The organism is Sphingobium lactosutens (assembly GCF_013393185.1).
GTDB lineage: Bacteria > Pseudomonadota > Alphaproteobacteria > Sphingomonadales > Sphingomonadaceae > Sphingobium > Sphingobium lactosutens_A.
On the sequence record NZ_QJQX01000013.1, the window covers coordinates 102757 to 117915 of the forward strand.

Consider the following 15159-nt stretch of genomic DNA (forward strand, 5'->3'; position numbering starts at 1 on the left):
TTCCATGAACAGGATATTATTACCCGCTGACGGATATCGGATTCGTGGCTGTCGCTTCTATCCGCGCGCGCCAGCAGGCGATACCCGCTTCGTCCAGTTCCGGCCGATCGATCACATATTCCGCGACCGCAAAACCGTCCTGCATATAATAGCTAGCGTCGTCGCCAGGGAAGACGTTGCTCCAGCGTGCAGCATAGCTGTAGCGATTATGGATGATGAAGCGGCCGCGGCCCTTGGTGCGCCCTTCATGATGCGTGACGGTCGACCCGGCGACATATTCGAACACATTGCGGCCATGGCCTGTGCGATAGCAGAGGTCGATATCCTCTTGCCCGTTGATGAAGACGGTGTCGAACCCACCGACCGACGCGAAATCGGTGGCGCGCATCGCGAAACAGGCGCCGGTGATCGCGCGGAAACGCCGGTTCTGCGTCACCAGCGGTGAATCAGCGGCCTCATCCACATAGATGGGGTAGCCGAGCGGCGTCTTGCCCGAGAAGACCACGCCCACGCACTGCACACGACCGTCGGGATAGAGAAGCTTGGGCTGCGTCCCCATCACTTCCGGGTCCGCCAGCGGCGCCAGCAGCGGCTCCAGCCAGCCCGGCTGCACTTCGGTATCATTGTTCAGGAAGACCACCCGAGCGCCATGCGAAGCGGCAAATCCGATATTGTTGCCCAGCGAGAAGTTCAGATTGTCGAAATTATGGATCACCGTGATGCGGCCATCCCGTGCCGCCCATTCGTCGAGCAGACCGGATGTTTCCTCATCGCTGGCATTGTTCACCATGATGATTTCGATCTTCGCCCGGCCGCAGTGGCGCGCCAGCGCGTTGAGGCATTTGTTGGTCAGCGAATATTGATTGTAGACGCAGACGATGATCGACACGAGATCGGGATCGCGCTGCGGCGCCTGCCCGCGCAGGCCATGCCAGTCGATCACCATCTGATTGAGCGACTGGAAACGCTTTTCGGGACCGACGCGATATCTGGAACCGTCGGCCGGCTCCCCCACCGCCGCGGATCGCCAGGCGGGCACGGCCGGCACGGCGACATCCTCATAGGCTCTGGCAGACAGCGCCCGCAGCGCCTTCATCCGGCCCGAACCGAACGCGGTCTGCACCCGGCGGACATAATCGGGATGACGCTGGTTGACGATTTCCATCGCCGTTTTCATCAACCCTTCCTTCTCCGCACCGAAGCTGGCGGTGCGCTGGTGGAAGACATAGGCGTGCGGCGTGATGAAATTCTTCCACCCGGCCTTCATCGTCCGCATGCAGAAATCATTTTCCTCGCCATAGCCGCGGGGAAAGGCATCCTCGTCGAACAGGCCGACATGCGCCAGCAGATCGCGCCGGATATACATGCAGAAGCCGTTGCCGGTGGGCACATCGATCGGCGCGGTTTCCCCGGTGAAGGCGATGATCCGCTTCGCCCATTCATCATGGGTGAAGCCTTCGGGCATGGGGTTGACGATGTTGGCGGTCGGGAAGGAGAAGGCGCCCGAATTGTCGCCCATCGCCGTCACCGTGCCGGCCTTCGGCGTGCCGAGCGCAATCTTCTGCATGCCCTCGATCCAGCCGTCATGGACGATCGTGTCGCTGTTGAGCAACAGGATGTCATCCTTGTCCGCCCAGTCGATGCCGCGGTTGATCGTGCGGGTGTAGCCCATGTTCCGCGGATTGACGAGCAGGTGAAAGCCCGGATTGCGGGCGAACGCCTCCAGCATCGGCAATATGCGTTCATCGCTGCTGCCGTCGTTGATCATCAGCACGCGGTTGGCGGAGAGATCGGTCTTGGCCAACACGGAATTGAGGCAACGCTCCACGGCGTCGGGCGCGTTATAGACCGGCACGATGATGGTCAGCCGGCGGGTCGCATCGGCACGCAGCGGCACATCCTCGGCCAGGATCGCGGACAGCGCGTGGCGCAGATTGTTGCGCAGCGCGACCGGCGCGAATTGGCGCACAATCTTCTGCCGCCCCGCCTCACCCATGGTGGCGATCAGGCCCGGCTCCTTGCACAGCTTGTTGACGCGCGCCAGCACCGCCTCGACATCCTTGTAGCCCACCAGGAAGCCGGTCTGCCCTTCATCGATCAATTCGGGCACAGCACCCCAGCGATAGCCGATCACCGGCCGGCGCGCGGCCTGCGCCTCCGCCACCGTCCGGCCGAAGGATTCAGCGAAGTGCGAAAGGGTCAGGACGACATTGACCTGCTCCATCGCTTCGGCAGGGCTGTGGGCGTAGCCGGCAAATTCGAGATTGCCCGGCAAATCCCCGGCCTTCAGTTCGGCCACATAGTCATTGTCCGGCCCGATGACGCGGAAGCGGGCGCTGGGAACCAGCGATTCAGCTTTGCGCGCGACCTCGACGAAATCGGCGATGCCCTTTTTCGGAATGTTGGAGCTGACAATGCCGAAGATGATATTTTCACCCAGCACGTTGGGCATGTCGAGCAGATCGACCTTGGCGACGTTGGGCACATGGAAGCTGCGACGGCTGTGGGCGAATAATTGCTGGGTCGCGGCGGAATTGGCGATCACATAATCGGTCTGCTGCAGGACGCGATCGATGATGCCCTGCGCGTCCATGCCCATGCGATTGCAGAGATGTTCGTCATGATCGATCAGTTCGCGAGCATGGATGGCGGTCAGCCGGCCGGCGCGCCGCGCGGCGATCAGCGGATCGACCAGCACGATCGTGTTGCAATAGACCAGACTGATATTGCACTGTTCGATGATGTGGGTGAAATCCTCGATCGAGGTTTCATCGGGCTTGCGGTTCTTCGACCACTGGAAATAAGGGAAGCAGAAGACGCCACTGCTTTTCTGGCGCAATATTTCGATATAGTCGAGATTGCCTTCGCCAGGCATCGCGACATAGACATTCAGCCGCATCTGCGCGAGCGCTTCGAGCATATCGAGGAAGCTGCGCTCCCCGCCGAACATCTGCGCATTGCCTTCATGGGCGCACAGGAGAATGGAGGGCGCATCGTCGATGACCGACACATCGCCCTTTAGCCATGACTGGGGATCGAGCGCGCGGCGACGCGGTGCGATCCTGCGCCCCTCCCGCTGCCCGCTCCTGGCATAATGGGTGAGAGGATTGATCCCGGCCTGCTGCACGTCGGGATTGACCTCAAGATAGGAGGTCGTGCTGAAATGGGGAGAAGGATTGCGCCCCAGCCGTGCCCCGAGCCAGAGATAATGCTCGACCGGGTCCATCTGGAGAATTGCAACGTCCGGATAGGTTTTGAGATACCATGCGGCGTCGAACAGGTCCGACTCCTTGATCCGGGCAACGTCATCGGCAGACACCGCCCCGGCCAATTTCACATTCTGCACCAACTTCCCCTCTTATTCCTGACGATCAGCCAAATGGCTCGTCGGTAGCCTCTCCCATGGCCCCGGTCATCCTCAGCGCAATGGACTTGCGTCTGCCATTAATCGTCACTGGGACGGATATAGCCTGACCTTTGGGGCGTGCCAAAGCAAGTGTAAAAAGTCGTTAAGTTTGTCCTATCCGTGCCCATGACGCCCACAAACTGCACGATATTTGTGAAGTTGATACGTCGAACAATCGAATAGTCATGGACCAGGACAGATGATCCGGCCCGGTCGGATCAAGTTCGTCGCTCCAATGTTTCGCCATCATTGCGATATAGTAGCGAAGCGCCGGCGTGCGCCTCTTGCCACGGGATGAAGACGCGCTTCAGAAAAGACGGAAGGAGACTGGTCTTCCGTCGAGGAAGGCACATCAGCACCGCAATGATGTTCGGGCGAACGCCGTGACGGGCGACAACGGCACCCGCGTCGTTCAGCCGGCGTTACGGCCGAACGACGCGCGTGCGGCTCAATTCCGGTCTGGGGACATCCTGGCGCGCAATGCCTCCATCGTCGCGTTGGGCGCGCGCCCTTCCGCCACGCCATGGCGGATATAGTGACGATAGGGGTCGACGCCCGAATCGCGCAGATCCTCATGGGCGGCGATATACCAGGCAGGATCGAAGCCGGCATGGTCCTCCAATATCCGCCGCTGCCGTTCGATGGTCTTGCGCCGCGTGAGCGCCGGAAAGGGCAAGACAGCCTGCGCCAGCATCGCCCGGAGCGTCACCAGGAATTGCTGGTATATCTGCTCACCGGCCTGGCGCGTACCCATGGCGTCGTTCCGCCGGGCTTCCACATCCTCCCGGCTGGCGATCATCATCGCCTGCAACATGTCGCGTTGCTGCCGGGCGCCTTCACGCGCCGTCTCCACCGACTGAAGCGCGATGCCATGCTGCTGCTCAAGCTGCACCAGGCGCGCATCCTTGTCCTGCAGCACGGCGGTGAAGTCGCGCATCGTCTCGACGAAGCGCCGCTCGCTGGCACCCGACTGCGCCAGATTCTCGCGCATGCGTCCCTCGGCGACATCCATTTCATGCCGGAGCCTGTGGATTTCCTGCTCATGCTCGCCGGCCCGCTGGCGCACATCCGCAAGCGCCCTGCCGGCCTCCACCAATTCGGCATCCCGCGCGGCGAGCAAAGCGGTCAGGCTCTCCAGGCCGTCACGGCTGCTGACAAGCTCCGCCTCACGCCCCATCAATTGCTCGACCAGGCCGGCCATCTCATGGCGGATAGCAGCGAGTTCGGCCTCGCGGCCGACCAGCTGCTCGGCGATGCCCGCCATCTCGTCACGGGCAACCGCAAGGTCAGCTTCCCGCCCGACCAACTGCTCTGTAACGCTCGCAATCTCGTCGAAGCGACGCTGGATCTCCTGCTCCGCCGCGGCCCGGCCTCTCTCCATGGAAGAGGCGCGGAAGCGTTCCTCCTCCAGTTTCTGGTCGAAGACCGCCTTGGCGGTTTCATAGGCCTCGCGCTCGACCCTCGCCTGCCGCTGCATCGCAATCAGTTCCTCGCCCGTCTGCTCGCTTTCGAGCTGGCGCTGACGCAGTGCACTTTCGGTTTGGGCAAGGGCGTGCTGCAAGGCCGACAGTTCAGCCTCGCCCGCCTCGCGCACGGCCTGCAATTCCGCGGCCAGGCGCTGGGATTCCGTTTCCCATTGCTGTGCCAGTTGTTCGGTCTGGACGGCCTTGATCTGATGATCGCCGGAGGTTCGCTCGGTATCCGCCAGCACGACGGTCAGGCTTGCCAGATCCCGGTCGCGCACCGCCAGCGCGGCATCCCTGTCCTGCAGGTCGCGAGTCAGCGTTCCGATCGCTTCATCCCGCATATCGAGTTCGCCCTGCAACCGGGCCTTTTCATCCGCGAGGGTCGCCTGAGCGCGATCAGCATCCACGGCCGCCGTTTCCAGAGCCTGCTTTTCAGCCAGCAGCGCCGCCTGCTCCTGCACGGCAACGGCCTGCTCGGCTTCGAGCTTTTCGCGCAGCCCGCGGAGAGTATCGCGCTCCTGCTGCGTTGCCAGATGCTTTTCTTCCAGTTGCGCCTTCATTTCGCGCAACCCGTCCCGCTCCTTCTGGGTCGCGAGATGCCTTTCTTCCAGCGCCGTCTTCGCCCGCTGAATCGCGTCCGCGCGCTCCTGCGCCGCCTTCGCCTCGGCTGCAATCCCGGCCTGGGCCGCCTTGAGCGCCTCCTGCTCCTTAACCGCTCCGGCCAGAGCCTCGTCAAGGCTCGACGCCCGGTCCTGCAGATCGTCCCGTTCCTTGGCGGCAGCCGCCTGCTCCGCTTCCAGTTGCGCCCTCACTTCTCGCAACCCGTCCCGTTCCTTCTGGGTCGCCAGATGGCGCTGCTCCAGTGCGGTCTTGGCGCGCTGAATCGCGTCGGCCTGTTCCTGCGCCTTCACGGCCCGGGCCTCGATTTCAGCCTGCGCCGCTTTGATCTCGTCGCGTTGCTGGCGAGCCTGCGCCACGGCGCTTTCCAGCGCCTGCGTCTTTTGCCGCAGTTCCTCGCGCTCCTTTTGCGTCGCGCGATGCTGATCCTCGACCGCAGCCTTTTCCTTCTGCAGCGCCTCGCTGCGCTGAAGCGCTGCGGCCGCCTTGGCTTCGACGGCGGCCCGTTCGACCTTTACCGCATCCTGCTGACTTTTCGCCTGCGCGACAGCCTGCTCCAGTTCGGCCTTGCGCGCCTCGCTTTCTTCATGCTCCTGCTTGAGCTGACCGATATGCGCAAAACGCTCGTCATTTTCCTTGACGATCGAACCGAGCGCATGGCCCGCTGCGGTAAATTCGGCATGGACGGCATCCAGCACCGCCCTTCCGGCGTCGTTTTCCCCATTTGCCGCGAAATCCTTGAGCACGTCATAGGTGGTCTCCACCCATTTTGCGGCATAGCTCAGCGAACGCAGGCTTTTCCCGGCTTCTTTGTGATGGCGTAGCCCGTCCGCCAGGAAGGTGCTGAGTTCACGGCGCAATTTGTCGGAATTGCGGGGCCAGAACAGGCCCAGATTTTCCTGCGAGCGCTCGATGAAACCGACATAATCGTCCATCAGATCGTCATAGGTCGTAAAGAAGCGGCGCAATCCCCGTGTGCCACGCTCCCCCTCCAGCGTGTAGCGCAGCCACAACAAGATACCCTTGGACATCAGGAATTTGTTGCGACGCTCCAGCGAACGGCCGACCTCGACCGGGTTACGCAGCGTATGGATGACGACCGGCTCGATCCCTTGCCCCTCGAATACCGTGCGCCAGAAGGGCATGAGCAGGGAAAGGCGAGGATCCTTTATCACGAACAGGTTGGACTTGCCGAACTCCGCTTCGATGCAGGCCTCCGCCCGTTCGCGATAGCGGTCCATGGCGGAGGATCGGAACCAGTTGGGATTGAATTCCATCCAGTCCGCCCATCCCGCACCGCCCGAACTGAGAATCTTCTCGTTCAGCTCATAGATGGGTCGGGATTCCCAATAGCCCGATGCATTATATTCGTCCGCAGGCATCTGGTTGGGCGAAGTGTCGCACCCCAGAAGATTGAGCGTGCGCGACAGCGCGCTGGTGCCGGAACGATGCATCGCCACGACGAGAACGGCCGTGCGCTTGGCCTGAACAACGGGATGGATATCGGGCGCATCCGCCATGCCCGCGGGGTTCCGCAGGCTACCGTCATTCGCCGCACCCCTATTTGTCGTCGACACCATATCGTCCACTTAACGCCCGCCTCTCAGCCCCTGATGGGCCGTATCTCTGACCGCAACGCCCTGCATGTCAATGAGAAACCCCGCACTTCCGCTGTCACGGCATAGCCACCCCTCATGCAGGCGAACGATTTCATCGCCATATCAACCGTTGTAGCTAGACAACTATAATATAGACGCGCGCAGGATATCCGATTTCCATATCGCCGATTTTTGATGCGCCGCAACATCGTCTTGCAATCGCTTCCGGCGCCATTTACACCCCCCGGAGCCTTCTACGGGAGACAGATGTGCGTAAGGGAATAATATTGGCGGGCGGGTCCGGTACCAGACTCTATCCGCTAACCAAGGGCGTCTCCAAGCAATTGATGCCTGTCTATGACAAGCCGATGATCTATTATCCATTGTCGACCCTGATGCTTTCGGGGATCCGTGATATCCTTATCATCACTACGCCGCATGATGCTCCTTCCTTTCAGGCATTATTGGGCGACGGCAAAGAACTGGGCATTTCCCTCTCATACGCCGTCCAGCCCGAACCCAAGGGCTTGGCTCAGGCCTATCATATCGGCGCCGACTTCATCGGCAGCGACCCTTCCACACTCGTACTGGGCGACAATATCTTTTACGGCCATGGCCTGGTCGACCTGTTGATCCGCGCGGGGCAGCGCGACAACGGCGCCACCGTCTTCGGCTATTATGTCGGCGATCCAGCCGCCTACGGCGTCGTGTCCTTCGACAAGGAGGGCCGCGCCGAGACGATCGAGGAAAAACCAGCCCAGCCCAAGTCCAACTATGCCGTCACCGGCCTCTATTTCTATGATGGCCGCGCCGTCGACATGGCGCGCGACCTGGCCCCCTCACCCCGTGGCGAGCTGGAAATCACCGACCTCAACCGCCTCTATCTGGAGGAGGGATCGCTTTCCGTCGAGATCATGGGGCGTGGCTACGCCTGGCTCGATACAGGCACGCACGGATCGCTGCTCGATGCCGCGCTCTATGTTCGCGTGACCGAGGAGCGGCAGGGCCTCAAAATCTGCTGCCCTGAGGAAATCGCCTGGCGGCAGGGTTTTATCGACGATGGCCAGCTCGAAGCTCTTGCCTCGCCGCTGCGCAAGAGCGGCTATGGCAACTATCTGATGGACCTGCTCAAGGGTAAGGGCGCAATTGCATGAACGTCATTGAAACGGCCATTCCCGGCCCGCTGATCATCGAACCGCGCATATTCGGCGACGATCGCGGCTTTTTCTACGAAAGCTGGAATGCCACCGCCTTCAAGGCAGCCGGGCTCGACCTCCACTTCGTGCAGGACAATCACAGCAAGTCGGCGCGCGGCGTGCTGCGCGGTCTGCATTTCCAGAACCCCAATCCGCAGGGCAAGCTGGTGCGCGTCACAGCCGGTCGCGTGTGGGATGTCGCGGTCGACCTGCGCAAGTCCAGCCCCCATTTCGGCAAGTGGGTAGGCCTGGAACTGTCCGCCGCGAACAAGCGCATGTTCTGGGTGCCCGAAGGCTTCGCGCACGGGTTCGTCGCGCTGGAGGACGGCACCGAATTTCTCTACAAATGCACTGCCACCTACGATCCTTCGGCCGAACAGTCGCTGATGTGGAACGATCCCGCGGTCGGGATCGAATGGCCGCTTGAGGGACTGGAGCCGCAATTGTCGGGCAAGGACGCGGTCGGCAAGACGCTGGACGAGATCGAGGCCTTCGCATGAAGGCGCTGATCGTAGGCGCCAAGGGCCAGTTGGGTCGCGGCTTGCAGGCGACAGCCCCAGCCGACGCGATGTTGACCTGCGTCGATGTCGATGAACTCGATATCACCCAGCCGGAGGCCGTGCAGGCCTTCGTCGCGCGGGAACGGCCCGACCTGCTGTTCAACGCCGCCGCCTATACCGCGGTGGACAAGGCCGAGCAGGAAGAGGAACTGGCGCTGGCGATCAACGGCACGGCGGTCGGCACGCTGGCCGACGCCGCCCGCGCGGTCGGCGCCCGTTTCGTCCATGTGTCGACGGACTTCGTCTTCGACGGCTTGGCAGGCGTGCCCTATCGGCCCGATGCGCCGACCGCTCCGTTGAGCGCCTATGGCCGCACCAAGCTGGTCGGCGAGGAACTGGCGGGTCCGAATGCGCTTATCGTGCGAACCGCCTGGGTCTATGCGCCGACGGGCGGCAATTTCGTGCGGACGATGCTTCGACTAATGGGTGAGCGGCCGGAGGTGCGCGTCGTCGCCGACCAGATCGGCACGCCTACCTATGCACCCGGCCTGGCGAGTGCGCTCTGGACGATGGCCCGGGCCGGCATCACCGGCCTGCACCATTATACGGACAGTGGCGCGGCCAGCTGGTACGACTTCGCCGTCGCGATTCAGGAGGAAGCGCTGGCGGCAGGCCTGCTGGGACAGGAAGCGCGGATCGTGCCAATTCCAAGCAGCGACTATCCCACCCCTGCGACGCGACCGCATTATTCGGTGCTGGACAAGGCATCGACCTTCGCCGCGCTGGGCGGCCCCACGCCGCACTGGCGCGCGAACCTGCGCGTCATGATCGCCGCCATCAAGAGCGAGGGATAAGGTACGGCCCTGCTTCCCAAGGATGGCAAGCGGGGCCGGCCAGCCGGCCTCGATCGTGCTGCCTACTATCTGACGCGGGTCGCGCGCTCCAAGTTTTGTGGTCGCATCGTTTAAGCGGAACCGTAGGCCAGCGCAGCTAAAACCGGTTCCCACTTTTGGCTGCGCTGGCCTTTGGCTCCGCACAATGCCCTGACGGATGATGGCGCCGATTACACGAACCGATCAGGAGACGAGCGGCCGATCCCCGACGGCGTCCGGGTCGACCGTCACACCCAGCGCACGCAGCAACGCCATCGCGCTGTCATCCCAGCCATCCATAGCCCAAGGCGCCGGATCAGGCTCCCGCAACACATTAAGGATATGGGCGCCGAGGGCATCGGGCGCTTCGTCGTCGAAATAGAAGAGCCCTGGCCGAGCCAATTCCCGAAACACCGGCAGATCGCGCGCCAGCACCTTGCGCCCCTGCCACAAAGCCTCGACGATGGGCAGGCCGAAGCCCTCACCGCGGGACGGCATGACGACCAGGGCGGCGCACGCATATAGCGCATTCAACAGCTCGTCCGATGCCTGTTCGAGCCATGTGAAGCGAGCGCCTTCCGCCTCAAGCGACCGCATCCGCGCCTGCAACGTCTCGGTGCGCCAGCCGGGGCGGCCAACGAGCAGGAGGTCAGGGGCATCCTCCCCCGCCACCCGCCAGAGATGCGCCATTGCGTCGAGCACACAGTCATGCCCCTTGCGCGGCTCCACCGTGCCAACCATCAGCACCGTCTGCCGCTTCCTGGCTCGCCTGATGGCGTCATGCCCCCGCTCGCCAATGCCCTGCGTGGGATTGGTCGCCTCCACCGCCCCGCTCAACGAGATAACGGGGCGCACAATTGCCATCCGGCGCGGCGCCTTCATGGCGGCAAGCCAGTCGTCCAGATCAGCCGCGACCTGCCGGGAGATGCAGATGGCGCTGTCGGCACGACGGGCCAGCACGTTGATCCATTTGCGGAAATTGCGCCCAGTGCTCTCCGGAAACCATTCGGGACGTTGGAGCGGCAACAGGTCATAAACGAGAATGTGGATCGTCGCCCCGCGCCGCCGCCAGCGCGCGATCTGACGTTCATGACGCGACAGGCGGTGCGCGGCGAGATCCAGGCCCAGGAACATATCCCCAGCCCCGGCCTGAAGCAGCGGCGCGTCCGTTTCGGGCAGCGACAACCGGCCGGTTTCGCGATCGAACCGGGCTATGCCATAGCCGCGCCGCGCCGTTGCAGCGATCGGCAGCAGCATGACATCACCCAGATCCATACGATGGAGATGGAGCCAGATCGCCCGCACGACGCGCTGGATGCCGGTACCGGCATCATGCTGCGCAATCGTCGAAACATCGACCAAAAGCCGGCGAGGCGCGAAAGGCCCCGTGGCGGATCGTCCCATTGCCGTCGAAACGAAGCGTTCCAGCAGCCCTGCCAGCCATTTCATTCGCGATCATGCGCCTGATAATAATCATAGGCCGCGTCCATGTCGGTGAAATGGGTCAGCGACCCCCCGGCCAGCACCGATGCACGGTCACAATGTTCGCGAATATAGCCATCATTATGCGACACGAGGATCATCGCGCGATCCTTGCGCTTCACGAACAGTTCATCGTGGCACTTCTGCTGGAAGCGCGCATCACCGACCGCCACAATCTCGTCAATGAGAAAGCAGTCGAAATCGACGGCGAGCGAAATGCCGAAGCCCAGCCTTGCACGCATACCGGCGGAATAGGTTCTGAGCGGTTCGCGCATATAGCGACCCAGTTCGGCGAAATCGTCCACCTTGGCAGCTGCCTCTACCGGATCGGAACCATAGACGCGGCAAATGAAACGCAGATTGTCGAGGCCGGTCAACGACTGTTGAAAGGCGCCGGAAAAGGCCAGTGGCCAGGAAATCGACATGTCGGTGAGGAGGCGACCGGACGTCGGCTGTTCGACCCGGCCGATCAGACGGATCAAGGTCGACTTGCCTGCACCGTTACGCCCCAATATCCCGATCTTCTCACCCCGCTCCAGCGTGAGGTTGAGGTCGCGGAATACCCAACGTGGCCCGGAGCGTATCCGATACGCCTTCGAGACATTTTCCAGCCGGATCATGCAGGAACCAGATTGCGGCTTGCGTGCCGGATTTCAGCCAGAGCCAGAACCGTGAAGAAAAGATTGCACATAGCCATGTAGCCCAGATCATAATGCGCCACAAAATGAGAACCGAAAAACCCATCGCGTACGCATTCCACACCATGCACCATTGGCAGCAAGAGAATGAAATTTGCAAATTTCGTCGGCAGCGCGTCGATGAGAAAACCGGCACCCGATAGCGGGAACAACAGATAGGCGGCAGGGTGCCAGAATTTATCGACCAGCTCGCTCCGGTGCGACAATGCGCCCAGGAACATGCCCAATGACGTCCCCCACCAGGCGAGCATGACCCAGCCGATGACGACCTTGAGGACATCTTCCGGTGGCTGCAACAGACCGACTGCCGCAAAAATGATCGTCAATACGAGGAAAGAGGTGGCCACGCCGACCCCTTCCAGCAACAGGCGGGCGGCGAAGATATCAATGATGCGCACATTGCGATGATACATCAGCGACAGATTCGGCTCGATCGAATCCACCAGACGCGACGGCATGTTGCGCCATACCAGCACGCTCGAATAGCCAGTCAACGCGAAAGCGGCAATCGGCAGATCCGAGCCATGCGTAGCCTTCGTCAAGCCCCAGATAGTGGTAACGCCAAGCGTGAAGATCATCGGCTCGATGAACAACCAGAGAAAGCCGATATTGTGACGACCATAGCGGGTGATCACTTCGCGCATCAGCAGCGCGCCGATCACCCGCCGCTGGATCGTACAGGACCGAAGGAAGCTGGTCCTCGGCTCGTCCTGACGCTCGTCCGACATCAGTCCTTATGTTCCTTGATACCGCTGACCAGCATCGAAAGCACCGCCCATACGACAAGGCCGACGACGAAAGTGCTCAATATGCCGCGCAGACGACGCGGTTCGGCCGCATAGTCCGGCCGGTTCGGCTCGACGATCCGTTCGACATAGGCGCGCTTGCGGCGTGCCTCGTTCCGCGCATCCTGCAACGAGGATATCGCAGCCGCCAGTTGCTTGTCGGCAAGCTGGCTTTCCAGTTGCAGCCGCTGGAATTGCACGGCGGTGGCGGCAAGCGACTTCTTGCTGCCGGCGACCAGACCGATCTGCTGGTCGATTTCCTTGCCCAACTCCTCGACGCGGGTCTGCAAAACGGGAATCTGCGGATTCTGCGGTGTGAAGACACGGAGCTGGACGAGCTGGGTCTTGGTCGCGATCAGCTCGTCCTGAAGCTTCGAAATCATCTGCAGCTGGACCGTGGCCTGCTGCTCGGGATCGACCACCCCTTCACGGTTCCGATAGTCCGACAGGGCCGACGCAGCCTGCCGCGCCATTTCCTTCGCTTCGCCCAGTTCCTTGTTCGCATAATCGATCAGGTCCGACCGCGCCCGCGCATTGAGCGTGTTGACCAGCCGCTCTGCCTGATTGAGCAGGCGACGGTTGATTTCGAACGCTTCCTGCGGCGTGAAGGCGCGAACCTTCAATGTCGTGATCGACGACACCACGTCATGATCGACTTCCACCTTGTCGGAATAATATTTGTAAAGGCGTTCATGCCCGCCCTTGAAGCCGAAAGGGTCGAAGCGGTTGAGTATCGATATATCGCCATTGCCATAGGCCTTGGCCACCATCCCGTCCCGGTTCAGCGCATCCAGTGCATCGCGCGAAAGTATGTAATCGTGCGCCGCATAGCCTTCGTTCGCATCATTGGACATGCCCCCTGCCTTGAACAGGATGCCGAGGCTGGAATTATTGCTTTTATCAGGACTTCGCACGACAAAGCGCGACTCCGACAAATATACATCGGAACTCAAGCCAAAATATAAGGCAGCGAGCGCCGTGGGGATAAGTACCGCTGCGACAAAAAGGGTTGGCAACTTGCCAACGCGCTCAGGAATTTTTATCATCGGCATCCATCAGCCCGTGGTTCGCGGCTGTGTTAGGAGCAGCCTTTCCCAAAGTCCAGCATATTGCAACGCGATAGGGCGGGCCACGAATGGCGCGTTGCACAATAGCCATACTCCTCCTTTGTATTCGTGGATCACCATGCTAGGGAAAATCTCCTCAACCGAAAGCGGGGCCGGAATTACTCATGAAAATCACGATGATCGGCACGGGTTATGTGGGCCTTGTGTCGGGAGCCTGTTTTGCGGATTTCGGGCATGACGTCGTCTGCGTCGACAAGGACGCGGGCAAGATCGCGGCGATCGAAGCCGGGCGGATGCCGATCTACGAGCCGGGCCTCGACCAGCTGGTGGGCAGCAATGCGGCGGCCGGCCGCCTGACCTTCACCACCGATCTGGCAACCGGCGTCAAGGGCGCGGACGCGATCTTCATCGCCGTCGGCACGCCCTCGCGCCGGGGCGATGGCCATGCCGATCTGTCCTACGTCTATGCTGCAGCGCGGGAGATCGTCGAGGCGCTCGACGGCCCGGCGGTGATCGTCACCAAGTCGACCGTGCCCGTGGGCACTGGCGACGAGGTCGAGCGGATCGCCCGCGACCTGCGCCCCGATCTCGACATCCAGTGCGTGTCGAACCCTGAATTCCTGCGCGAAGGCGCGGCGATCGGCGACTTCAAGCGGCCCGACCGCGTCGTCGTGGGCACCACCGGCTCGGAACGCGCGATCGCGGTGATGAGCCAGGTCTACCGGCCGCTCAACCTCAACCAGGCGCCGCTCATGTTCACCGGCCGTCGCACCGCCGAGCTGATCAAATATGCCGCCAACGCCTTCCTGGCGACCAAGATCACCTTCATCAACGAGATGGCCGACCTGTGCGAAGCGGTCGGCGCCGAGGTGCAGGACGTGTCGCGCGGCATCGGCCTCGACAATCGCATCGGCTCCAAATTCCTGCACGCAGGGCCGGGCTATGGCGGCTCCTGCTTCCCCAAGGACACGCTGGCGCTGGTCAAGACCGGCCAGGATCATGACGCCCCCAGCCGCATCGTCGAGACGGTGGTGCAGGTCAACGACCTGCGCAAGCGGGCCATGGGCCGCAAGATCGTCAAGGCGCTGGGCGGCGACGCCCGCGGCAAGACGGTCGCGCTGCTCGGCCTCACCTTCAAGCCCAACACCGACGACATGCGCGACGCGCCCAGCATCGCCATCGTCCAGGCGCTCGAGGATGCCGGCGCGAAGATCGTCGCCTATGATCCCGAAGGCATGGAGGTCGCCGCGCCGATGATGCCCGGCGTCACCATGGCGAAGGACGCCTATGAGGCCGCCAGGGATGCCGACGCCCTCGTCCTCGTCACCGAATGGGATATCTTCCGCGCCCTCGATCTGAAGCGCCTCGCCGGTTCGATGAACGGCAACGCCCTCGTCGACCTGCGCAACATCTACCCCGTCGCCGAAGCCGCAGAGGCCGGCTTCTCCCTCTCCCGCGTCGGTGGCGCGGG

The 15159-nt window shown here is 62.2% G+C and carries 10 protein-coding genes; 4 read left to right on the forward strand and 6 right to left on the reverse strand.

All coding sequences use genetic code 11. From position 1 onward, the window contains the following. Window positions 1-19: 19 nt before the first annotated feature. Both DM806_RS00875 and DM806_RS00880 read right to left on the reverse strand, forming a co-directional pair. Entirely contained in the window at window positions 20-3346 is a 3327-nt protein-coding gene (locus DM806_RS00875) for a glycosyltransferase (RefSeq protein ID WP_179041391.1), read from the reverse strand. Window positions 3347-3854: 508 nt separating this feature from the next. Then, window positions 3855-7010, reverse strand: coding sequence for a hypothetical protein (locus tag DM806_RS00880; RefSeq protein ID WP_179041392.1), 3156 nt, complete (start codon window positions 7008-7010; stop codon window positions 3855-3857). 347 nt (window positions 7011-7357) lie between these two features. Here DM806_RS00880 and rfbA point away from each other — a divergent pair, with 347 nt between their 5' ends. The 3 genes from rfbA to rfbD are packed head-to-tail and all read left to right on the forward strand — an operon-like array spanning window position 7358 to window position 9638. Beyond that, a complete protein-coding gene (gene rfbA, locus DM806_RS00885; RefSeq protein WP_179041393.1) occupies window positions 7358-8242 on the forward strand; it encodes a glucose-1-phosphate thymidylyltransferase RfbA in 885 nt (294 codons plus the stop codon). Further along, a complete protein-coding gene (gene rfbC, locus DM806_RS00890) occupies window positions 8239-8784 on the forward strand; it encodes a dTDP-4-dehydrorhamnose 3,5-epimerase (RefSeq protein WP_179041394.1) in 546 nt (181 codons plus the stop codon). The genes rfbA and rfbC overlap by 4 nt, the downstream gene beginning before the upstream one ends. Continuing rightward, window positions 8781-9638, forward strand: coding sequence for a dTDP-4-dehydrorhamnose reductase (gene rfbD / locus DM806_RS00895; protein ID WP_179041395.1), 858 nt, complete (start codon window positions 8781-8783; stop codon window positions 9636-9638). Before rfbC ends, rfbD begins: the two co-directional genes overlap by 4 nt. A 222-nt stretch (window positions 9639-9860) precedes the next feature. Here rfbD and DM806_RS00900 read toward each other — a convergent pair whose 3' ends face one another. The 4 genes from DM806_RS00900 to DM806_RS00915 are packed head-to-tail and all read right to left on the reverse strand — an operon-like array spanning window position 9861 to window position 13475. Continuing rightward, window positions 9861-11105: a glycosyltransferase family 4 protein gene (locus DM806_RS00900; protein ID WP_179041396.1), complete on the reverse strand. Its 1245-nt coding sequence runs from the start codon at window positions 11103-11105 to the stop codon at window positions 9861-9863. After that, window positions 11102-11758: an ABC transporter ATP-binding protein gene (locus DM806_RS00905; protein ID WP_179041397.1), complete on the reverse strand. Its 657-nt coding sequence runs from the start codon at window positions 11756-11758 to the stop codon at window positions 11102-11104. The genes DM806_RS00900 and DM806_RS00905 overlap by 4 nt, the downstream gene beginning before the upstream one ends. Next, the gene (locus tag DM806_RS00910; RefSeq protein ID WP_179041398.1) at window positions 11755-12564 is read right to left on the reverse strand and encodes an ABC transporter permease; all 810 of its coding nucleotides are present in this window, start codon (window positions 12562-12564) and stop codon (window positions 11755-11757) included. Before DM806_RS00910 ends, DM806_RS00905 begins: the two co-directional genes overlap by 4 nt. After that, window positions 12564-13475: a hypothetical protein gene (locus DM806_RS00915; RefSeq protein ID WP_306294727.1), complete on the reverse strand. Its 912-nt coding sequence runs from the start codon at window positions 13473-13475 to the stop codon at window positions 12564-12566. Before DM806_RS00915 ends, DM806_RS00910 begins: the two co-directional genes overlap by 1 nt. 377 nt (window positions 13476-13852) lie before the next feature. On the opposite strand from DM806_RS00915, the gene DM806_RS00920 reads away from it, so the two are divergent. After that, window positions 13853-15159, forward strand: a 1307-nt coding sequence (locus tag DM806_RS00920) for a UDP-glucose dehydrogenase family protein (protein ID WP_179041400.1), incomplete at its 3' end; no start/stop codon positions are given.